We start from the raw sequence: 21,299 nt of genomic DNA on the forward strand, positions 1-21,299 counted from the left end.
CCCGTTAACCAGGCCGGTACACCGGCCTATCCCCCAGAATAGTCGCCCGATGCATCACCCGCCGTTGTGGCAGATAATCGGCATTGGCATAGTGCTGGGTGACACGGTTATCCCACATCGCCACATCATCCTGCTGCCAGCGCCAGCGTACTTGAAACTCGGGTTTGGTGGTGTGTGCAAACAGGAAACGCAGTAAAGCATCGCTCTCTTTATCACTCAATTCAACGATTCGGGTGGTGAATCCTTCATTGACGAACAATGCCTGACGCCCACTCACCGGATGGGTACGTACCACCGGATGCAATATCGGCGGATTATTCTCTTTAGCCAGTAGCCATCGTTGATGCTCTTCCGGGGTCGCACGATGTTTGTGCTCGGGGAAGGAGTGCGCAAAGTCATGCTCGGCCTGTAAACCGGCCAAAAGCTGTTTAAACGGAGCAGAAAGCGCTTCATAAGCCGCAATCCCACTGCTCCATAAGGTATCACCACCGGTTGACGGTAGCTGCTTTGCCGCCAGAATCGCACCTAATGGCGGATTGGCGATAAACGTCACGTCGGTGTGCCAGTTATCGTTGTCCGGCGGATTATTATCATGGGTATCCAGCACGATAATCTCCTCACACTCTTTGGTGTGCGGATAAACCGGATGAATATGTAAATCACCAAAACGCCCGGCCAGTTCACGCTGCTGTAATGGCGTGATGGGTTGATTGCGGAAAAACAGTACCTGATGCTTGAGTAACGCATGATAAAGCTGTTCAAACTGACTATCACCCAACGGGCGGGCAATATTAATATTCTCAACCAAAGCACCAATATGCGGCCCTAACGGCGTGACTACCAAGCGTTCATTCATTGCTGTGCTCCATACCAAGGTGTTAGCCGGCGTTGGATCGCCCGCAAACTTAGCTCCATACCAAAAGCGATAATAGCAATCACACTGATGCCGGCGATGACGACATCGGTTGCGAGAAACTCACCGGCTGATTGCACCATAAACCCTAATCCGCGCGTAGCGGCAATAAGCTCAGCAGCCACCAACGTTGACCACCCCACACCCAACCCAATGCGGATACCGGTTAAGATTTCTGGCAAGGCGCTGGGGAGCACCACAAACCATAAAACCTGCCAGCGACTGGCCCCCAATGCACGAGCAGCTCTAACCCGCACCTGTGCCACGCTACGCACGCCAGCCACAGCGGCTAACGTCACCGGCGCAAATATCGCCAGATAAATCAGCAGGATCTTTGAGGTTTCACCAATGCCGAACCAGATAACCATAAGGGGCAAATAGGCTAAGGGGGGAACGGGACGATAAATCTCAATCAGTGGGTCCAACACACCACGTACGGTGCTGCTTAGCCCCATCGCAATGCCCGTTGGAACACCAAGTGCGACCGCAGCGAGTAATGCGATAAGAATTCGCCCCAAACTGGCGGCCAGATGTTGCCATAGCGTGGCATCCATAAACCCCTGCGGGCTGGCAATCACCAATAACTGATGTAATACCTGCTGCGGCGCGGGTAAAAAGAGTGGGCTGATAAGCTGTAACGCCGTCACCGCCCACCACAACGCGACCACCACAATCAGAGTAGTGATGCTAAGCCACAAGCCATTACCCGCAGGTAAACGGCGAGCCGCCTTCTTGGCAATCAACGGGGGTTCATCGTTAGCCGGTAGGCGGTGAAGCGGCAGCGTGACGGCTTGATTACGTAACGTGCTGTGCAGGCTCATATCAATACCTCCCGTTGCTGGAAGACTTTACCCAACACATATTCGCGGCGGGCGATAAATTCAGGATCAGACTTAATGGATCGGCATGGCTCACCAGCGGCATAACGCTGACCAAAATTCAGCGACAGTCGTTCGACCACCTGCCCCGGCCCTGGAGACAGCAATAGCAGCTCGCTGGCCAGAAACACCGCCTCTTCGATATCGTGGGTGATCAGCAAAATTTGTTTGCCGGTATCACGCCAAATAGTCAGCAACAGTTCTTGCATCTGCTCGCGGGTAAAAGCATCCAGCGCGCCAAACGGCTCATCCAACAGCAACAAGCGCGGGTCAACCGCCAGTGCACGAGCAATCCCTACTCGTTGGCGCATCCCACCAGAGAGTTGCCAGATAAGGTGATGTTCAAAACCAGCTAACCCTAGCCGATGAAGCATTTTCAGGGCAGTTTCGCGCCGCTGCTGTTTGCTTAATCCTGCCAGTTGCAGGCCAAACTCCACATTGCTGACCACATCCCGCCACGGCAGTAAGCCCTCATGCTGGAACACCACTCCCCGTTCGGCACTCGGGCCGTGAACCGGTATATCATCCAGAGTGATGCTGCCAGCTGAAGGCTCCATAAATCCGGCAATTAGATTCAATAACGTGGTTTTACCGCAACCTGATGGCCCCAATACCACGACCAACTCTCCAGATGCGATTTGCAGTGACACATCCTGTAAGGCAGGTTTGCCCTGATATTCGGCCCACAGGCCGCGCACGTTTAGCATGATGGCTCCTAGGACTGCGGTGTGGCCTGCACTGCTTTCACAAAGCGGTCAGTGACGAAATCACTATAATCGCTGGCAATTTGCGGGATTTTGCCTTGCTCTTTCAGGAACGCGGCAGTATCGCGGATGGCCTGATCCACTGGTTGACCCAGTTGCGTTATCTGCTCAGCGACAGGCAAATAAGTATTGCCCTTCACCAGCTCCGGCACTTGATCGGTAGGGACACCACTTAAGCGCGAAAGCTGCCCCAGATACTGCTGATTTTTCAGCCATTGTTCTGGTTGGGCCAGATAAGCACCTTGGGCGGCCAATGCACTGCGGGCGAAGGCGGTGACCACCTCAGGATGGGCTTTGGCGAAATCTTTGCGCACCACCCAGACATCCAGGGTTGGCGCGCCCCATTGACCTACTTGGGCAGAATCAGTCAGGACGGTGCCGGTTTTGGCTAATTCGTTAACGGCAGGAGCCCAAACATAAGCGCCATCAATATCACCCCGCTGCCAAGCGGCGGCGATAGCAGGTGGCTGCAAGTTGAGGATAGTGACCTGATCCGGCTTAATTCCCCAATGTTTCAGGGCTGCCAGCAGACTGTAATGTGTCGTGGAGATAAACGGCACGGCAATACGTTTACCAATTAAATCTTGTGGGGTTTTAATGTCTTTCTTCACCACCAGCGCCTCTGAACTCCCCAGTTGTGACGCCAGTAGGAAGACCTCAATTGGCACCTTCTGGCTGGCAGCAACGGCTAATGGGCTGGAGCCGATATTACCAATTTGCACATCACCCGAGGCCAATGCCCGCACAACGCTAGAGCCGCTGTCAAACTTGCGCCAATCCACATTGGCACCGGACAACTTGGCAAAGCTGTTATCCGCTTGCGCGACTTTTGCCGGTTCTGCGGAAGTTTGATAAGCCACCGTCACATCGACAGCATGTGCACTGGCAGCAACCAGCGACAGAGCTAACAGTGCACCACCTGGCCGTAAAAAGCCGCGTATTGCGGCGGTAAGACTTGCAGAAGATAAGGTTATCGCCATGGTTCACTCCGCTCGGTTAACTGTGTCATTCGCTATTGCTGCGACCCTGAGCGCACCGGGCGCTCTGAGATGACAGTGTTACCCGAAGGAGTAATACGACAAAAGGAATAAAAGAATATTCTTTATTCCTTTTGGTGATAAGAAAAATCTGAAGGAATTGTCTATGCAGTTAACTTAAAGATCTATTTGGCCTTTCATAAAAATGCGGGCATCACCGGCAATTAAAGTACGATCACCAGCTAAGGTGCAGAATAATTCGCCACCGCGTGCTGATATCTGCCGGGTGTGCAGTGATGACCTTCCCAGTCGCGCGACCCAATAGGGCATTAAGGTACAATGGGCTGAGCCGGTAACCGGATCTTCATTGCAGCCAAGGGTAAAGTAACGCGAAACAAAATCCACTTCATCACCCGGCGCGGTCACAATCACTCCACAACCGGTATAGGCAATCAGCGCAACAATATCGGGTTGTAACTGCCGTACCTGCTGCTCGTTTTCCAGCACCACCAACAGAGATTTTGCCTGCCATACCTGCTGAATGTTGCTGCCAAGCAATGCACTCAACTCTGCCGCGATAGCGATTTGGTCGGGCGGTAATGAAGGGAAATCCAGCGACAGTCGGCCGAAGTTATCGCCATCGCGCTTGACGTACAAGTCACCGCTGGCACTGCGAAAACAGATATCATGCAAGCCAGGATTAACGATGCTGAACATCACATGCGCCGCCGCCAATGTGCCGTGTCCACATAAGTCGACTTCACGTTCCGGGGTAAACCAGCGGATCGCCGATTTATCCCCTTCATCCCAGACAAAACTGGTTTCCGGTAAATTAATCTCGGCCGCGATACTTTGCATCTCTGCGGCCGACAACGGTTTCTTCAGCAGATACACCCCTGCCGGGTTGCCGGATAACCCTGCGCCAACAAATGCATCAACATGAAAATAGTTATAGGCCATCAATTAGCTCCACTGATTAATGCCAAATCAATAACACACAGGCTGCCGTCAGCAAGCCCATCGAGATATTAAAGCTAAACCAGGCGCGGCGGCTGCGTAACAAGCGCCCAATCAAAGTACCAAAACCCAGCCAAATGATACCGGCCACCAGGTTCACCATAAACATACCAAGGCTTATCATTACGATAGAATGATTATAGGCGGCTCCGGTCATACTGAAGCTGGCGACTGACCCGAGTCCCATCAACCAGGCTTTGGGATTAAGGAACTGCAATAACCAGCCCTGATACAAGCGCAACGGTTTTGGCGGTGCGACATTGGTTTCCAATTTCTCATAGGCAGAAGTGGCAATTTTCCATGCCAGCCATAGCAGATATAGGCTACCCAAAATTTTCAGAACCAGATGGAGGGAGGGGTAGATAAGAATCAGGCCGCCGACACCAAAAGCCACCAACAGCAACATGCTCTGCATGCCTAACATAATACCTAACATCAGCCAGATAGAACGCATAAAGCCGAAGTTAGCCCCCGCAGAGGTTAACAACATATTGTTTGGACCGGGGGTAATAGCTGCAACCCAAAGAAAGCCTACCATTGAAAGAAATAAACTCAGTTCCATGAGACGGGTGCCTCTCACCCAAAATGATGCGCGATATACCCATGAAGCTAACAGTGTGTTATTGATCACACAAGAGCAACAACATGATTTCCATTCACTATATGCATGAATTATTTCGCCCACTGGCCGGAGCCAGTAATCCACATCTACAAACACTGTTGCCACGACTGGTCAGACGGCATGTGCAATTGCAACCGTTCTGGCAACGGCTGGAACTGCCTGATGGCGATTTTGTCGATCTGGCCTGGAGTGAAAATCCCGAGCTGGCAAGAGATAAACCCAGAGTCGTACTCTTCCACGGTTTGGAAGGTAATTTTTACAGCCCTTATGCCCATGGGTTATTAAGTGCATGGCAAGCCAAAGGCTGGCTCGGTGTGGTGATGCATTTTCGTGGATGCAGTGGAGAGCCAAATCGTAAGTCACGCATTTATCACTCCGGTGAAACAGAAGATGCTCGCTTCTTTCTCCGCTGGCTGCGAGAGCGCTATGGCCAGGTGCCAACCGCCGCCGTCGGGGTCTCTTTGGGTGGCAATATGCTGGCGATGTATTTGGCAGAGCAAGGCCAAGATAGCCTGTTGCAGGCCGCAGTGGTGGTGTCAGCACCACTGATGCTTGAACCCTGTGCTAATCGTATGGAGCAAGGTTTCTCCCGGGTCTATCAGCATTATTTACTGGGCCAACTAAAGTTAAATGCCACGCGTAAGCTTTTGCATTACCCCGGAAGTCTGCCTTTGGATCTGGCTCAATTGAAAGGGTTGCGGCGAATCAGAGATTTTGATGATGTCATTACTGCTAAAATTCATGGTTTTAATGATGCAGTTGATTATTATCGCCGTTGCAGCGCCCTGCCGCTATTGCCGCAGATTACGACTCCGCTGCTGATCATTCATGCCAAAGATGATCCGTTTATGACGGCTGAAGTTATCCCGGATCTCAGCGAGTTACCAGCCAATATTGACTATCAGTTAACCGAACATGGCGGTCACGTTGGTTTTGTCGGTGGCTCATTGAAACACCCACAAATGTGGCTGGAACAACGTATTCCGGCCTGGCTTTCCCCTTATCTGGAGCAACAGCAATGATAGTTCCCTGGCAGCAAGTTGACGGTGAAACACTGGATAACTTACTTGAAGCCTTTGTGTTACGTGAAGGTACCGATTACGGCGAGCATGAGCGCTCATTAGCGCAAAAAGTCGAGGATGTGCGCCGCCAGTTGATCAGCGGTGAAGCCATCTTGGTGTGGTCCGAATTACATGAAACCATCAATATTATGCCGCGCAGCGCATTTCGCGCCGGAGCAGAAGAGCAGCAATAGTCCTCCCGCTGTTACGAAGACATTGACTGAAACAGGGTGACAAGCCCGCCACTTTGCCCTAAAAATAATCATCAACGATAAAAAACAGGCGATTGCAGCCCGGTCACTGAAGATCTAACCCCCATGGAGTTACAGCTAATATGTCGACTAAACATCCGGTTATAGCCGTTACCGGCTCAAGTGGCGCAGGGACAACCACCACCAGCCTGGCATTCCGTAAGATCTTTCAGCAATTGAATATTCGCGCAGCGCAAATTGAAGGTGACAGTTTCCATCGCTATACCCGCCCTGAGATGGATGCAGCCATCCGTAAAGCACGAGATCAAGGCCGACATATCAGCTATTTTGGCCCCGAAGCCAATGACTTTGGCCAGTTGGAGCAAAGTGTGTCGGAATACGGTGAACACGGCACTGGCCGTTCACGTAAGTATTTACATACCTATGATGAAGCGGTGCCATACAACCAAATTCCCGGCACGTTTACCCCGTGGGAAGCATTGCCACAACCCACCGACGTGCTGTTTTATGAAGGGCTGCATGGCGGCGTGGTGACTGAACATCATGATGTGGCGAAACACGTCGATCTGTTGGTGGGCGTGGTACCTATCGTCAATCTGGAGTGGATTCAGAAATTAGTACGCGATACCGGCGAACGCGGCCATTCGCGTGAAGCGGTGATGGATTCCGTAGTGCGCTCCATGGATGATTATATCAACTACATTACGCCGCAGTTCTCACGCACTCATATCAACTTCCAGCGCGTTCCAACCGTTGACACATCAAATCCGTTTGCTGCCAAAGCGATTCCGTCACTGGATGAAAGCTTTGTGGTTATTCATTTCCGGGGTTTGGATCAAATTGATTTCCCTTACTTACTGGCGATGTTGCAAGGATCATTTATCTCGAATATCAATACATTGGTGGTACCCGGCGGAAAAATGGGGCTGGCAATGGAGCTGATTATGGCGCCGCTAGTGCAGCAGTTGTTGGAAGGGAAGAAAATCAGTTAATCGCCTTCGTTCTTGGCGTTGCAGTATAGCAATTGCTGGAGAGAGAAAAATAATTTGGCTCAATCCCAACCCAAAGTAATTGGAGCTGCAGGTAGGCGGCAAACGAACGCAGCTAACAGCCCTGCAGCTTCAAGTACGAAGGGTTTGCTTAGGCGATGTCACGGATCTCAAAACTGTGGGTAATAGTCGCCGCTTTACCCAACATCAGTGAGACGGAGCAATATTTTTCTGCTGACAACTCAACGGCTCGTTCCACAATTTTGTCGGTCAGACCTTTGCCGCTGACAATAAAATGCAGGTTGATTTGCGTAAACAGACGCGGTGCCTCTTCGCGACGCTGCGAGGTTAATGTCACTTCGCAATCACGCACATCATTGCGGCCTTTTTGTAAAATAGAGACCACATCAATCGCGCTACAGCCGCCTGCTGACATTAACAACATTTCCATCGGACTCGGTGCTTTGTCTCCAGCATTACCGTCCATCAACACCTGATGACCTGATGCCGATTCACCCAAAAATGTCAGCCCCTCAACCCACTTTACACGTGCCTGCATAACTCTTGCTCCCGGTTAAATTTTCTGATCCAGACTACCCTTTCATTTACAAACTGGCAATGTAACCCGATGTTCATCATGCTGAAGCGATACAACACAAGACACTGGCTTCATCCTGTGCTACAAACAGAACCGAAAGTGTTGTTTCTAGAATTAAATAGGGTAGCTTCTCAATACTCAGTGGAGGGTTTCTACCCGGTACGTATCTTGGCTATACCTTTCGGCAGTTGAGCAAATTAATATGCTACGAGAAAGTGTATTTTATAAGCACGCCGTACAGGGAACTCTGAGCCCTGTTATGTTAGGCAGCGATAACAACAGAGGATAACAGCGAATGGTTCTCGGCAAGCCACAAACAGACCCGACTCTCGAATGGTTCCTGTCTCATTGCCATATCCACAAATATCCATCGAAGAGTACGCTGATTCACCAAGGTGAAAAGGCCGAAACACTTTACTACATCGTGAAAGGCTCCGTTGCGGTGCTTATTAAAGATGAGGAAGGTAAAGAGATGATTCTCTCCTATCTAAATCAGGGAGATTTCATCGGCGAACTTGGATTATTTGAAGAAGGCCAAGAACGTAGCGCCTGGGTTAGAGCAAAAACCGCCTGTGAAGTGGCTGAAATTTCTTACAAAAAATTCCGTCAGCTGATTCAGGTCAATCCAGATATTTTAATGCGCCTATCTTCACAGATGGCGAGTCGCTTACAGATTACATCTGAGAAAGTGGGCAACCTTGCTTTCCTTGATGTGACTGGGCGTATTGCACAAACGCTGCTTAATCTGGCAAAACAACCTGATGCCATGACCCACCCAGATGGGATGCAGATTAAAATTACCCGCCAGGAAATTGGTCAGATAGTTGGCTGCTCCCGCGAAACCGTGGGGCGGATACTAAAAATGCTGGAAGATCAAAACCTGATCTCCGCACACGGTAAAACGATTGTCGTCTACGGCACCCGTTAATTCCCCCTAAACTGGTGCCGATACTGTCGGCATCAGTTTTTTAATCTTTTGTGATCTATAAATTTCTGGGGCCTTTATGAAATGGCAACGGCTTATTTATCATCCTGAAGTTAATTACGCACTACGCCAAACATTGGTTCTCTGTCTGCCCGCAGCATTAGGGTTCGCTCTCGGCGAACTTCGGCTGGGCTTGATGTTTTCTCTGATACCCGCCTGTTGCAACATTGCCTCACTGGATACACCACACCAACATTTTTTCCGGCGTCTGCTGGTCGGCGGCGCGCTGTTTACTGTGAGTAGCTTCCTAACCCAGCAACTGCTGCTATGGGATATTCCGTTGCCTGCCGTCATGCTCAGCCTGGCATTAGTTCTGGGGGTGAGTGGGGCGATTAGCCAGTTGAATGGCCATTTGTTACCCGCGGCACTGATTGCTGCTATTTTCAGCCTCAGCATGGTGGGCCGCGCGCCGATCTGGCAAGCCCCGTTGCTGTGTGCCGTAGGGACACTGTGGTATGGGGTGTTTAACGGGTTATGGTTCCGACTCTGCAAGGATCAACCGATTCGCGAACCTTTGAGTCAGCTTTATCGCTTACTAGCCGATTATTGTGACACCAAATACAGCCTATTTGCTCAGCACCTTGAGCCGGAAAAATCGATACCGCCGCTGCTGGACAGACAACAGGCGATTATGGACAAGATTAATCAGCTTTATCAGCAATTTAATCTGATTCATAACACCACGAAGAAAGAGCAGAAACGGTTGTTGGGATTGTTCCAAATGGCTCTCGATTTGCAAGAGCATATTACTGCAGCCTTGATTCAGCCGGAAAAAGCACAAGAGTTAATGGAGCAGACACAGATTGAGAGCGTGATGCGCCGTAATTGCCAGAAAATCTCAGCTCAAATGCGCAGCATCGCCAACGACATTCTCTATCACCACCATACTGATGAGCATTTCACTGCCGATGATGGTCTGACAGAACTGGCAAGCATCGCACAGGCACACCCAGACAACCCGGTCGCACAATTCTACTACTACCATATCAGCCACGTGACCCAGCTATTGAGTGACCGGCGACCACTGTATGACCGTGACCTGATGTCCAGCCAACAACCACAACCTTTCTGGCCGGCGTTGATCAGCTATCTGTCGTTCAAATCAGGTGCACTGCGGGAAGCCGCTCGTCTGGGCGTAACACTGGCAGCAGGTAGCTATATCGGTAACTTAATTCATCTACCCAAACCTTATTGGATTTTGCTTACTGTGATGCTGGTAACGCAGAACGGTTATAACGCCACCAAGGTACGAATCCATCACCGTGCACTCGGCACCTTGATAGGGCTGATATTGGCCGCTGGCCTATTGCATCTGCCAATGCCAGAGGGTGCCACCCTTGGCATTATGCTGCTCATTACCCTTGCCGCTTATCTGGTTCAACGTAAAAACTACGGGCTATCTGTTGTTGGCAGAACCATAACCGCAGTCTATATCTTGCAATTATTGACCGGAGAAGGCGCTGACTTCTTGGTTCCGCGATTGCTGGATACCTTAATTGGCTGCGCATTGGCCTTTGCCAGCGCCTTATGGCTGTGGCCTCAGTGGCAGAGCGGTTTACTGCGTAAGAATGCCCATCAGGCGCTAGAGGCGTATCAGAAGATTTTGCGCTTGCTGCTGACGCCTGAGCCTGATATCAACCAACTGGCCTATGAACGCATTGCAGTAAATAAGGCCAGTAACACCGTGTTAAGTTCCTTAAATCAGGCGATGCAAGAGCCGGGGTTCAACTCAAAATATTTGGCAGATATGCGATTATGGGCCACTCACAGTGAGTTGATTGTTGGGCATATCAATGAGATGACTATCCTGACGCGGGCTTATCCCTTGGGGAGTTCAGTACCAGGTAAACATCACATTCAGCTCAGCGTCGAACTGGCGGCGGATTATTTACAACTCTGTGAGATAGCCATTCAGCAATGCCAGCAACGGCTGGAGTCAGACAACAGCGAGGGGAATAACGATTTCGTGCAGATGCCGGATGTCACACCGGATACACAAATTTCTGAACTGGAACGTAATTTACGCCGGGTTTTGTCACACTTAAGCGTGATGCATACGGTGTCTGCCATGGCTTGGCAACAACAACCCCATCACGGTATTTGGCGCAGTCGGAGATTGCGGGAGCATGTATAGCAATGGAGAGGCAAAATACCTCTCCATAATTGAGTTAACCCTGGACCAGACTGGCGATGGCTTGCTCTAACCGCGCCATTCCTTGTTTGATATCATCCAGCTCCACCACTAATGAAGGGGCTAACCGCAACACATTTGGCCCGGCATTGAGGACCATCAAGCCATTAGCCGCCGCAGCCATCAGCAACTCGCGCGCACGGCCATGGTATTGCGGCGTTAACTCGGCACCAATCAATAACCCCATGCCACGGATATCGTCAAACAGGTGATACTTGTTATTGATCTCTTGCAGAGCCTGCACAAACAGGCTGTGGCGCTGTTCAATACCATTAAGTACCTCAGGGGTATTAATCACATCTAGAGCAGCCTCAGCGACGGCACAGGCCAGAGGATTGCCCCCATAGGTGGTGCCGTGAGTTCCCACCGCCATTACCGACGCAATTTCTTCCGTGGTTAGCATCGCACTGATAGGGAAACCACCACCTAAGGCTTTCGCCGTGGTCAGAATATCTGGCGTCACACCATAATGCATATAGGTAAACAGCTTGCCGCTACGCCCCATACCGCTTTGTACTTCGTCAAATACCAGCAGCGCATCATGCTGATCACATAAAGCCCGCACCCCTTGTAGAAATTCAGGCGTCGCAGAGGTTAACCCCCCTTCTCCCTGAATGGGTTCGAGCACCACCGCACAAGTATGATCATCCATAACGGCTTTCACCGCAGCCAGATCATTAAACGGCACATGGATGATATCAGCAGGTTTCGGGCCAAAACCATCGGAATACTTGGGCTGCCCCCCCACCGATACAGTAAACAAGGTGCGGCCATGGAAAGCATTATGGAAAGCAATGATTTTAGTCTTATAGGGGCTATGACGCTCAATGGCATAATGACGGGCCAGCTTAAAGGCCGCTTCATTTGCCTCGCCACCCGAGTTGGCAAAAAACACGCGATCCGCAAAGGTGGCATCAATCAGTTTTTGCGCCAAACGCAGCGCAGGCTCATTAGTGAAAACGTTACTGGTATGCCATAACGTCTCACCTTGCTGATGCAATGCCGCTACCAGCGCCGGGTGGCAATGCCCCAGAGCAGTAACCGCGATCCCACCAGCAAAATCAATATATTCCTTGCCTTGTTGATCCCACACTCGGCTGCCCTTCCCTTTTACCGGAATGAACTGTGCTGGTGCATAAACAGGCAAAATAACCTGATCGAATGTACTGCGAGTTACTGCTAACTTATCCGCCATTATACTGTCCACCCTGATATCCCCTTCGCACTTGAAGCTACAGGGTTGTTAGCTGCACGCAGCGTTCAAATCTGTTCCCGACAGATTTGTCACCCGAATCACTTGACTGTGTAAGCTCATCGGGATTCGTTTGCGGGCTGCCTACCTGCAACTCCAATTACTTTGGGTATAATCCATTGAGTTACCAATTATTGGTATGTGAAAATATAATCACAAAATATGCATAAAAAATCACAATCAGGCAAACAAAAAAAACAATTAAATAATAAATACAACTCAACCAGCTAATTTTTAAGGAAATTATCTAATAATTGATGACCTTGCTCGCTGAGGATACTCTCAGGATGGAACTGCACTCCCTCCAATGGCAAGGTGCGATGACGGATACCCATAATCTCATCCATCACTCCCTCATGTTCGGTCCAGGCGGTCAGTTCAAAACAGTCTGGCAATGAGTCGGTCGCAATCACCAAAGAGTGATAACGGGTCACGGTCAGCGGTTGGTTAAGCCCCCGAAAAACCCCCTGACCATTATGGCAAATAGCCGTGGTTTTACCGTGCATCACTTGCCGCGCTCGCACTACGCGTGCGCCAAAAGCCTGCCCTAGTGCCTGATGCCCCAGGCAAACCCCCAGTATCGGTAATTTTCCGGCAAAATGGCTGATGGCAGCTAAAGAAATTCCGGCCTCATTGGGCGTGCAAGGACCAGGCGAAATCACCAAATGTGAGGGTGATAACTTTTCAATATCAGCGAGTTGTACCTCATCATTACGTTTAACCACCACCTCAGCCCCCAATTCACAAAAATACTGGTAGAGGTTGTAAGTAAACGAATCGTAATTATCGATCAATAGCAGCATTTCATATCCAAAAAATCAGGTTAACGCTTACGCCCACCGGTAATTGACCCCAGGACACCACGCAAAATTTGTCGTCCCAAGTCCCGCGCCATGCTCTTGGCTGCCGTCTGGACGATACCATCACGTTTGCCACCGCGCGGGCCGGTAGAGCCAAACAGTAGATCATTCAGCCCATCCATCAAACCACCGCCCGCGCTACCCTGCTGATCGGTTGACGGCTGAGAAGCCGCCCCCCCTCCGGCCGCTGCATCCCCCATAGTAGAGAATCCACCCGCAGATAATTTCTCATAAGCAGACTCGCGATCCACCCCCTCCTCATAACGGCCATACAGTGGGGAATGATTGATAGCGTGATTACGCGCTGCCGCATCCAATGCGCCCATTTTTGATTGTGGCGCGATAACCATACCCCGCTCGACCACATTAGGCCGCCCTTTCTCATCAAGGAAAGAGATGAGTGCCTCGCCAACCCCCAATTCGGTAATCACCTGTTCGGCACTGAATGCCGGATTCGCGCGCATAGTCTGAGCTGCGGCTTTAACTGCTTTTTGATCCCTTGGGGTAAAGGCACGCAGGGCATGCTGTACCCGGTTGCCCAATTGGCCGAGGATTTTATCGGGAATATCTAATGGATTTTGCGTCACAAAATAGATGCCGACCCCTTTCGAGCGAATCAGCCGGACCACATGTTCAACTTTATCCACCAGCGCCGTTGGCGCATCACTGAACAACAGATGGGCTTCATCAAAGAAAAACACCAGCTTAGGTTTATCAACATCACCCACTTCAGGAAGTTGCTCGAAAAGTTCTGCCAGCAACCACAACAGAAAAATCGCATACAGTTTGGGCTGATTAATTAACCGATCAGCCGCTAACAGATTGATAACTCCCTGCCCATGGCTGTCGATTTGCATTAAATCGTGAATATCCAGCATCGGCTCGCCAAAGAATTGATTGGCACCTTGCTCTTCCAAAGCCAGTAAACCACGCTGGATAGCACCAATTGAGGCCGGCGTGATGTTGCCGTATTGCGTACGGAACTGTTTCGCGTTGTCACCAACATATTGCACGATAGCCCGCAAGTCTTTCATATCAAGCAGCAGCAGGTTGTTGTCATCGGCAATTTTGAATACCAGTTGCAACACACCACTTTGCACGTCATTCAGATCAAGCAGACGCCCTAGCAGCAGCGGGCCAAGATCGGAAATAGTGGCACGGATCGGATGACCCTTTTCAGCGAAGATATCCCACGGCACAATCGGGCAAGCTTGTGGCTGCCAATCCGTAACACCTATCGCTGCCAGTCGGGTTTGAAGTTTTTCCGAATCAACCCCTTCCGCCCCAATGCCAGATAAATCCCCTTTCACATCGGCGAGAAATACCGGCACACCAATACGGGAAAATTGCTCAGCCATTTTTTGCAGGGTGACTGTTTTACCAGTGCCGGTCGCGCCAGTAATCAAGCCATGACGGTTAGCCAGAGCCGATAAAATCACTAAATCCTGTGCCGGCGGCACCTTCGCGATAAGCAATGTTTCACTCATAAACCTTCACCCCATCACGTTTACGTTAGAGACAGATAATTGATTATAAGCACCCGATTCGGGCAAACGGATTAATTTATGACAGCAATGCGACTGTTACCCAAAGAACGTGGCGTTGCAGGTGGGCAGCAAGCAAAAGACAGATTGGTTGTAAACCAGCCTTCGAGGTTTAGCGTGAAGGCTGGTAACCAGCGATTAAGGTAAAACTTTCGCTGACAGGATAGTGATAGGTTTGACCGGCACATTCTGATACGGGCCGACATTTTCGGTCTGAACCTGGGAGATCTTCTCTACCACATCCATCCCTTTAACCACTTTACCGAACACCGCATAACCGAAGTCACGTTGGCCGTGGTCAAGGAAGGCATTATCTGCCACATTCAGGAAAAACTGGCTGGTAGCACTGTCTTTATCAGCAGTACGGGCCATAGAGATGGTGCCACGCAGGTTGCGCAGGCCGTTATCCGCTTCATTCTTGATTGGTGTTTTAGCAGTTTTCTGTTTGAAGTCAGCAGTAAAACCACCACCTTGAACCATAAAACCAGGGATAACACGGTGAAAAATAGTGTTGTTGTAGTAGCCGTTGTTAACATAATCAACGAAGTTTTGTGTTGAAACCGGGGCCTTCTGGCTATTGAGTTCCAACTCAATATTCCCCACCGACGTCGTTAACAACACATGAGGCTCACCGGCAGCAAAAGCTGCGGGGGCCACGGCGCTAAGGGAACAAAGTGCAATGAAGGTCACTAAAGTACGTTTAAACATTAACGGTTCCTTTCTGTAGGATGCGAACAACGGAAAAGCGCTTTGATTCTAGAGAGCTGACCCGCGCAATGCCACCCATTTACGGAATTTTACGTAACAGAATGCGCATTTAGGCTGAAAAGCTGCCTCTTCAGCAGTTAAACCGCACCATGATGATTAATTAGCCAAATTAAACCATTCCCGCACTCCCAGGCAACAGTGGAATTCTGCTATAGGGATCACGTCTTGTTTATTTTCCTTTATCTTATCTGCCATTTTTGAGAGAAACATCTCATTTTGTTTTTGGTTAATCGCTAGTCTGCTTCCAAATGAGAGCGCTCTCATTTCTAATTAATCTATATGGAAGCCAAATGATGAAAACCTTTAAAATTGCCATTATCGGTGGCGGTAGTAGCTATACCCCGGAGTTGGTTGATGGGCTGATTCAGCGTATTGACCAGTTACCGGTCACTGAACTGGCACTGGCTGATGTCGAATTGGGCCGTCAAAAAGTGGAAATCATTGCTGCATTAACCCGAAGAATGCTGGATCGGCATGGGCTAGAGCATGTAAAAGTCAGCATTCACTTCTCACTGGATGATGCGATTGCCGGAGCCAGTTTTGTCCTGACACAGTTCCGTGTCGGCCAACTCCCGGCACGCGCCGCGGATGAACGTTTAGGGCTGAAATATAACCTGCTTGGGCAGGAAACTACCGGGGTTGGTGGGTTCGCCAAAGCTCTGCGTACCATTCCGGTGATGCTTGATATTGCCGCCAGAGTTGAGCGATTAGCACCGGATGCCTGGATCATTAACTTCACCAATCCAGCCGGTATCGTTACTGAAGCAGTGACACGTTATAGCAAAGCGAAAATCATCGGCTTGTGTAATGTCCCAATCAGCATGCACCATATGATTGCCAACTTGCTCCACGCACCTTATGAAGATATCCAACTGCGCTTTGCCGGGCTAAATCATATGGTGTGGGTGCATGAGGTGTTACAACGTGGCAAAGATGTTACCGCCGAGGTACTGGACATGTTGTGTGACGGGGCCTCACTAACCATGAACAACATTAAGGAAGCACCATGGCCGCCAGAGTTCCTGCGGGCAATGGGGGCGATTCCTTGTCCGTATCATCGCTATTTCTATCAGACTCAGGATATGTTGGCAGAAGAGATGGCCGCAGCAGCCGAGCGTGGCACCCGTGCGGAACAAGTTATGCAGGTAGAAAAAGAGCTGTTCGAGCTGTACGCTGATCCGCATCTGGACAGTAAACCAGAGCAACTCAGCTTCCGTGGCGGATCATTTTATTCTGAAGTTGCACTGGAACTTATTCGTGCCATTCATAATAATTTAGGTACGCAACTTGTTGTCAATACAACAAACCGAGGTGCAATTCGCGGTTTATCTGACGGCTCAGTAGTAGAAACTAACTGTATTGTTGATGCACAAGGTGCACACCCACTCACCTTCGGCCCATTACCTGTTGCTATGCATGGGTTGACCCAGCAAGTAAAAGCCTACGAGCGCCTGACCATTGAAGCTGCGGTTCATGGTGACCGTCGTAGTGCCTTGTTGGCGTTAGTGACTAACCCACTGATTGCTAACGCCAGCATTGCTCAGCCACTATTGGAAGAAGTTCTACAGGTAAATAAACCTTACTTGCCTCAGTTCACAGAACTGTGATGGTAAATTAACTATTGTTGCGGGTTCTGACTTTATACCCAACGCTATAGGCGTTATAGCCAGATAACCCGCATAAACCCCGATGAACTTGCGCAATCAAGCGATTCGGGTGACCAATCGGCAGATTTGAATGCTGATTGCTGCAGTCTGGAGTGAGTACGAACGCCGCTAACCCCCTGCGGCCTCAATAGCCAAGGGCTACTTTTAGCCTAAACAGGAGCATGAAATGGTTACACTGGAAGACGTCGCGGTATTAGCCGGGGTTTCCCGCGCTACGGTTTCCCGCGTGGTCAACGGTGATACCAATGTCAAAACCCTGACCCGCGAAAAGGTTGAACAAGCGGTCGCGGTATTGGGTTACACCCCAAACCCTGCCGCACGTGCACTGGCTTCCAGCCAAAGTAATACCTTGGGGTTGGTGACAACCTCATATCGCGGTGGCTTTTTTGGCGCGTTGATGGATTTCGTACAAACCGAAACAGAATCACAGGGTAAGCAGTTATTGGTCACCCAAGGGCGGGATAATGCTGATAAAGAGTGGCAAGCAATTCAGCGCCTGTATAACTTACGCTGCGACGGTTTAATCCTCCATGTACGTTTTCTCAGTGACGAGAAACTGCAACAACTTGCAGCGGCAGGCCGGTCATTTGTGTTATTAGACAGGATGGTTCCCGGTCTTGAACCCCGCTGTGTGACCTTTGATCACCGGCGTGCGAGTCAGATGGCGACTCAGGTACTTATCGATGCAGGCCACCGTCATATTGCCTGTATCAGTGGCTCTTCTCAGCGCTATTCCAGTGTGTTACGCCGTCAGGGTTTTTTGGATGCCATGCAACTCGCAGGTTTAGAACCTACCGCCTGTGTGGAAGGCGTTTACGATCTGGAAAGTGGCTATCAACGCGCGGACGAGATCTTAAAGCGGCCTCGCCTACCAACCGCTATCTATTGCTGTAACGAAGAAATGGCAATCGGCGCGCTGTTGGCTATTAATAAACACCATTTGCAGGTGCCACAGGACATTTCATTGATTTGCTATGACAGTGGCGAACGCGCTCCTTTTGTTAGCCCGGCATTAACCAGCCTGCATTTCCCGATTGTTGGAATGGCGCAATTCGCCACCCAGTTGTTGATTAATCCGCAGCTCCCCAGTGCCAGTTTCCCGCCAACAATTATTATGCGCGATTCTGTTATGCCACCGAAACAACTCCGCTAGTCAGCCCTGGTGGCAAGTTATCGCTCTTTCCTGCTTATCTCTCTTTTCGTTCATGAAAATAGCGAATGTTATTGGCATTGCTGGCACAGAATAAACCTTATCAGTGGCTCATCACCCGCATCACTCACATGAGTAAGTGATGCGACTGCGTGCCTAACACCCCTATTGCTTCAAGTACCAAGGGTCGCTCTATTAAAACGTCACATTCAACTTTGCCCAAAGAGTTCGACCCGGCTCATTCAACGACGTATTGGCCGAGTACCCAAATCCACTATTACCGGCCAGATTGAGGTGCTCGCTGTACGCTTTATTCAGTAGATTATCGATACCAGTGCTGACTTTGACTTGTTTTGTAACCTTGTAAGCCACATTGGCAGACAGCACACCGAAGCCCGCACTATCAGCAAAGTCTTTACCTACCACATTCCCTTCGTTAATCGCGACCCGGTGCTGGCTGCTGACTAACCGCCATAATGCCGTGCTGCTCCAATCCCCTGCTTCAAACGTCAATCCTAACCGTGCTTCAAGGGGAGGGATTTGCGGCAACGGACGATGATTACTGGTATTTTCCCCCCAGGCATAAGCCAGGCTGGCGTCAGCTTTCCAATTGTCGTTAAAGGCATAGCCGGCCCCCATCTCACCGCCCATAATAGTTGCGTTGATATTATCTGCCTGACTGATGCGCAGATTGTTCGGGTCATACTTGAACAAAATGAAATCATTGACCCGCCCAAGATAAGCAGAGACCCAACTGTTGAGCTGCTTACCATTGTATTGCGCGCCAATATCAAGTTGAGTGGTCTTTTCACTCTTCACCCCCTCAAAAGCACTGCTGGAGCCAACAGGCCCGAACGTCGGCGAAAATAGCTCCCAATAATCAGGAAAACGCTGCGTATGGCCCAAACCGGCGTACCACATCACGGGTAAGTCAGCCAGATTATGCTCAAAACGCATGAAACCAGCGGGGAGCGTTGCAGAGCGTGTCGGTTGAAAAGCACGGGCATAATTGGTGACTTCATGATGGTCAATGCGGGCACCGGTAATCAGTTTATCCTGATCGCTGGCACTCCAGGTCAGTTCGCTAAACAAGCCGTTGCTGGTAAAGCGAGCATCTTTATCCCAATGGCCTTGTTTATTTTTACGGTGCGTATTGGTTTGCAAATCAGTACCCGCCTCCAATTTCAGATCCCGCCACAACCAAGTGCCCATGACCCGGCCCCCCATCGTGCGCCGGTCTACATTACTGGACATCGCCATCATCGGTGGTGTGCGTAAGGTATTGTTATCCATAATGTGATTGGCATAATTGTAGTAGACTTTGGCTTCAATTTTGTCCAACACTTCACCGATATTTGTTTTTTCAAAGCGTGCGCCCAGACTCTCGCGCAAGAACTGGGAACCGTCCATACCGCGCCCGGCATACCTTGCTTCACCGTCACCTTTACCCGCCGTTAGCTCGAGCAACGTATCGCTGTCTGGTGTCCAGCCCAAGGCAATATCGGCATTCCATTTATCCCATTTCGAGGGCACCCGCGTACCATTGCCATCTTTGTAATCACCAGCCTGAGACTGATTGCCCATCATGCGCAAATAGCCTTGCTCGTTACCTAAACTGGTATCGAGATTTTTATCCCAGCGACCATTAGAGCCCACCAATAGACTGGCATTCCCTTTGATGCCCGCCTGGTCAAAGTGAGGGGGTTGCCGCTCAAACAAAATAGTACCGGCGGAAGCACCAGCGCCCCACAACACCGATTGTGGCCCCTTCACGACGGTCAGCAGGTCAAAACTCTCTGGTGAAATATAGGATGTGGGCGCGTCCATCCTTGATGGGCAGGCCCCCAGTGTTTCCCCACCATCTGTCAGAATTTTTATCCGTGAACCAAACATGCCACGGAACACCACATCCCCATTGGTACCCCCATTACGGATTTGCGAGAAACCGGGGATAGTTTTCAGATAGTCCGCTCCATCACTGGCGGGAACAGGTTGGCGCGGCGCTTTAGGCGAGGTCACGATAACCAGCGGCGAATGAAGAGGCGCGCTAACAGTTATGACATCAGCATCATTGAGTTTTTTCTCACTGCTATCGTTGATGGTGTTATTCGCCACCGGATCATGAGTCATCAGATGATCATGCGTAGCGGCAACGGTATTTAAGGCAAATACCGAAAAAGCAGCGGTTACTGCGCATGCTAATAATGTTTTTTTATAGGTTTTACTCTTGCCAGACATAATTATTCCTTGGGCAATACAAATCACTCCGGTGAGTATTTATCCACACCAGAAAAATGGTTTTTATTTTTTATCGGATTATCAGGAATAAAAGGCAGGTGGTGCGCGTGGTTGGCTCTCTGAATAGGTATCTTGAATAATTAACCAATAGATAAATGACGGCGCAGGGATCTCGGCTAACAGTAGTGCAGAGCGAATATCCGCTTTGAAAGCTGTATTCAGTAGGGGCAAATGAGTCAGTAATACGCAATAGCCACAAGCTGCATGATCCATCATCATGCCATCATGACCGCCTCCGGCCTGCGCGGTATTGCTATGTTGGGCCGTTGTCTGGCTCTGTTGAGGGTCAGCGTGATGCGCCATATCCATAGCACAATTGGCCTTAGCAGCACTCACACTCATCGTTGAGATGGTTTTTTGCTCATACGAAAGCGCCAGTGAGACTGAAACCACCGGAGCGATAAATAGCATCAGGATCGCCGCTATCCCCAACCAGGCAGAAAAGCGCCTTCTTTGATAAAGAATTTGGCTCAACGGCAGCCTATCGCCGTTGGTGTTACATCGGTATTCACGCTTCTCATCACGATAAATTCCTTTATATCGATGAAAAAAA

General features: G+C 50.1%; 20 protein-coding genes. 7 read left to right on the forward strand and 13 right to left on the reverse strand.

Translation table 11 applies throughout. The annotated features are described in order from the left end of the window. Positions 1-4 precede the first annotated feature (4 nt). From tauD to V2A85_RS03075, 6 genes are all read right to left on the reverse strand, one after another. Positions 5-856, reverse strand: a complete 852-nt coding sequence (tauD, locus tag V2A85_RS03050; protein ID WP_420070865.1) for a taurine dioxygenase — start codon at positions 854-856, stop codon at positions 5-7. Beyond that, complete coding sequence (tauC, locus tag V2A85_RS03055) at positions 853-1,734, reverse strand: taurine ABC transporter permease TauC (RefSeq protein ID WP_372560340.1); 882 nt, start codon at positions 1,732-1,734, stop codon at positions 853-855. Before tauC ends, tauD begins: the two co-directional genes overlap by 4 nt. Then, entirely contained in the window at positions 1,731-2,498 is a 768-nt protein-coding gene (tauB, locus tag V2A85_RS03060; RefSeq protein WP_420070866.1) for a taurine ABC transporter ATP-binding subunit, read from the reverse strand. The genes tauC and tauB overlap by 4 nt, the downstream gene beginning before the upstream one ends. An 8-nt stretch (positions 2,499-2,506) precedes the next feature. Beyond that, entirely contained in the window at positions 2,507-3,535 is a 1,029-nt protein-coding gene (tauA, locus tag V2A85_RS03065) for a taurine ABC transporter substrate-binding protein (RefSeq protein WP_102970493.1), read from the reverse strand. Positions 3,536-3,709: 174 nt separating this feature from the next. After that, complete coding sequence (locus V2A85_RS03070; protein ID WP_420070867.1) at positions 3,710-4,492, reverse strand: PhzF family phenazine biosynthesis protein; 783 nt, start codon at positions 4,490-4,492, stop codon at positions 3,710-3,712. 16 nt (positions 4,493-4,508) lie between these two features. Then, on the reverse strand, positions 4,509-5,111 hold the full coding sequence (locus V2A85_RS03075) for a LysE family translocator (RefSeq protein WP_032906591.1): 603 nt from the start codon (positions 5,109-5,111) through the stop codon (positions 4,509-4,511). A gap of 101 nt (positions 5,112-5,212) precedes the next feature. Here V2A85_RS03075 and V2A85_RS03080 point away from each other — a divergent pair, with 101 nt between their 5' ends. From V2A85_RS03080 to V2A85_RS03090, 3 genes are all read left to right on the forward strand, one after another. Continuing rightward, positions 5,213-6,193, forward strand: a complete 981-nt coding sequence (locus V2A85_RS03080) for a hydrolase (protein ID WP_372560689.1) — start codon at positions 5,213-5,215, stop codon at positions 6,191-6,193. After that, positions 6,190-6,426: a YheU family protein gene (locus tag V2A85_RS03085; RefSeq protein WP_032906589.1), complete on the forward strand. Its 237-nt coding sequence runs from the start codon at positions 6,190-6,192 to the stop codon at positions 6,424-6,426. The genes V2A85_RS03080 and V2A85_RS03085 overlap by 4 nt, the downstream gene beginning before the upstream one ends. A 140-nt stretch (positions 6,427-6,566) precedes the next feature. After that, a complete protein-coding gene (locus V2A85_RS03090; protein ID WP_372560338.1) occupies positions 6,567-7,436 on the forward strand; it encodes a phosphoribulokinase in 870 nt (289 codons plus the stop codon). Between the two features lie 148 nt (positions 7,437-7,584). Here the strand turns inward: V2A85_RS03090 and V2A85_RS03095 are convergent, their stop codons facing one another. Beyond that, on the reverse strand, positions 7,585-7,992 hold the full coding sequence (locus tag V2A85_RS03095; RefSeq protein WP_004391459.1) for an OsmC family protein: 408 nt from the start codon (positions 7,990-7,992) through the stop codon (positions 7,585-7,587). Between the two features lie 334 nt (positions 7,993-8,326). Between V2A85_RS03095 and crp the strand changes: the two genes are divergently transcribed. After that, positions 8,327-8,959 carry a cAMP-activated global transcriptional regulator CRP gene (gene crp, locus V2A85_RS03100; RefSeq protein ID WP_005186183.1) on the forward strand — a complete coding sequence of 211 codons (633 nt, stop codon included), beginning with the start codon at positions 8,327-8,329 and terminating at the stop codon, positions 8,957-8,959. Between the two features lie 76 nt (positions 8,960-9,035). Beyond that, complete coding sequence (locus V2A85_RS03105) at positions 9,036-11,150, forward strand: YccS/YhfK family putative transporter (RefSeq protein WP_420070868.1); 2,115 nt, start codon at positions 9,036-9,038, stop codon at positions 11,148-11,150. 34 nt (positions 11,151-11,184) lie between these two features. On the opposite strand, the gene argD is transcribed toward V2A85_RS03105, so the two are convergent. The 4 genes from argD to ppiA all read right to left on the reverse strand — a co-directional run bounded on the left by argD (position 11,185) and on the right by ppiA (position 15,571). After that, positions 11,185-12,402 (reverse strand): bifunctional acetylornithine/succinyldiaminopimelate transaminase, encoded by a 1,218-nt coding sequence (gene argD / locus V2A85_RS03110; RefSeq protein ID WP_372560336.1) that lies wholly within the window; start codon positions 12,400-12,402, stop codon positions 11,185-11,187. A gap of 284 nt (positions 12,403-12,686) precedes the next feature. Further along, positions 12,687-13,262 carry an aminodeoxychorismate synthase component II gene (locus tag V2A85_RS03115; protein ID WP_420070869.1) on the reverse strand — a complete coding sequence of 192 codons (576 nt, stop codon included), beginning with the start codon at positions 13,260-13,262 and terminating at the stop codon, positions 12,687-12,689. A 20-nt stretch (positions 13,263-13,282) separates the two neighbouring features. After that, positions 13,283-14,806 (reverse strand): helicase HerA-like domain-containing protein, encoded by a 1,524-nt coding sequence (locus V2A85_RS03120; protein WP_420070870.1) that lies wholly within the window; start codon positions 14,804-14,806, stop codon positions 13,283-13,285. Positions 14,807-15,001: 195 nt separating this feature from the next. Continuing rightward, on the reverse strand, positions 15,002-15,571 hold the full coding sequence (gene ppiA / locus V2A85_RS03125; RefSeq protein ID WP_083161196.1) for a peptidylprolyl isomerase A: 570 nt from the start codon (positions 15,569-15,571) through the stop codon (positions 15,002-15,004). Between the two features lie 353 nt (positions 15,572-15,924). Between ppiA and V2A85_RS03130 the strand changes: the two genes are divergently transcribed. Further along, positions 15,925-17,238: a 6-phospho-beta-glucosidase gene (locus V2A85_RS03130; protein WP_083163947.1), complete on the forward strand. Its 1,314-nt coding sequence runs from the start codon at positions 15,925-15,927 to the stop codon at positions 17,236-17,238. A gap of 226 nt (positions 17,239-17,464) precedes the next feature. Continuing rightward, positions 17,465-18,451 (forward strand): LacI family DNA-binding transcriptional regulator, encoded by a 987-nt coding sequence (locus tag V2A85_RS03135; protein WP_372560333.1) that lies wholly within the window; start codon positions 17,465-17,467, stop codon positions 18,449-18,451. A 192-nt stretch (positions 18,452-18,643) separates the two neighbouring features. On the opposite strand, the gene V2A85_RS03140 is transcribed toward V2A85_RS03135, so the two are convergent. Both V2A85_RS03140 and V2A85_RS03145 read right to left on the reverse strand, forming a co-directional pair. Continuing rightward, positions 18,644-20,578, reverse strand: coding sequence for a TonB-dependent copper receptor (locus V2A85_RS03140; protein ID WP_372560688.1), 1,935 nt, complete (start codon positions 20,576-20,578; stop codon positions 18,644-18,646). 189 nt (positions 20,579-20,767) lie between these two features. Then, positions 20,768-21,299, reverse strand: a 532-nt coding sequence (locus V2A85_RS03145) for a DUF2946 domain-containing protein (RefSeq protein WP_420070871.1), incomplete at its 5' end; no start/stop codon positions are given.

It is taken from the genome of Yersinia sp. 1252 StPb PI, from assembly GCF_048593885.1.
GTDB lineage: Bacteria > Pseudomonadota > Gammaproteobacteria > Enterobacterales > Enterobacteriaceae > Yersinia > Yersinia enterocolitica_E.

Bases quoted from the DNA above. Each gene is read 5' to 3' on its own strand.
- tauD (WP_420070865.1), bottom strand. From the start codon at position 856: ATGAATGAACGCTTGGTAGTCACGCCGTTAGGGCCGCATATTGGTGCT.
- tauC (WP_372560340.1), bottom strand. From the start codon at position 1,734: ATGAGCCTGCACAGCACGTTACGTAATCAAGCCGTCACGCTGCCGCTT.
- tauB (WP_420070866.1), bottom strand. From the start codon at position 2,498: ATGCTAAACGTGCGCGGCCTGTGGGCCGAATATCAGGGCAAACCTGCC.
- tauA (WP_102970493.1), bottom strand. From the start codon at position 3,535: ATGGCGATAACCTTATCTTCTGCAAGTCTTACCGCCGCAATACGCGGC.
- V2A85_RS03070 (WP_420070867.1), bottom strand. From the start codon at position 4,492: ATGGCCTATAACTATTTTCATGTTGATGCATTTGTTGGCGCAGGGTTA.
- V2A85_RS03075 (WP_032906591.1), bottom strand. From the start codon at position 5,111: ATGGAACTGAGTTTATTTCTTTCAATGGTAGGCTTTCTTTGGGTTGCA.
- V2A85_RS03080 (WP_372560689.1), top strand. From the start codon at position 5,213: ATGCATGAATTATTTCGCCCACTGGCCGGAGCCAGTAATCCACATCTA.
- V2A85_RS03085 (WP_032906589.1), top strand. From the start codon at position 6,190: ATGATAGTTCCCTGGCAGCAAGTTGACGGTGAAACACTGGATAACTTA.
- V2A85_RS03090 (WP_372560338.1), top strand. From the start codon at position 6,567: ATGTCGACTAAACATCCGGTTATAGCCGTTACCGGCTCAAGTGGCGCA.
- V2A85_RS03095 (WP_004391459.1), bottom strand. From the start codon at position 7,992: ATGCAGGCACGTGTAAAGTGGGTTGAGGGGCTGACATTTTTGGGTGAA.
- crp (WP_005186183.1), top strand. From the start codon at position 8,327: ATGGTTCTCGGCAAGCCACAAACAGACCCGACTCTCGAATGGTTCCTG.
- V2A85_RS03105 (WP_420070868.1), top strand. From the start codon at position 9,036: ATGAAATGGCAACGGCTTATTTATCATCCTGAAGTTAATTACGCACTA.
- argD (WP_372560336.1), bottom strand. From the start codon at position 12,402: ATGGCGGATAAGTTAGCAGTAACTCGCAGTACATTCGATCAGGTTATT.
- V2A85_RS03115 (WP_420070869.1), bottom strand. From the start codon at position 13,262: ATGCTGCTATTGATCGATAATTACGATTCGTTTACTTACAACCTCTAC.
- V2A85_RS03120 (WP_420070870.1), bottom strand. From the start codon at position 14,806: ATGAGTGAAACATTGCTTATCGCGAAGGTGCCGCCGGCACAGGATTTA.
- ppiA (WP_083161196.1), bottom strand. From the start codon at position 15,571: ATGTTTAAACGTACTTTAGTGACCTTCATTGCACTTTGTTCCCTTAGC.
- V2A85_RS03130 (WP_083163947.1), top strand. From the start codon at position 15,925: ATGAAAACCTTTAAAATTGCCATTATCGGTGGCGGTAGTAGCTATACC.
- V2A85_RS03135 (WP_372560333.1), top strand. From the start codon at position 17,465: ATGGTTACACTGGAAGACGTCGCGGTATTAGCCGGGGTTTCCCGCGCT.
- V2A85_RS03140 (WP_372560688.1), bottom strand. From the start codon at position 20,578: ATGACTCATGATCCGGTGGCGAATAACACCATCAACGATAGCAGTGAG.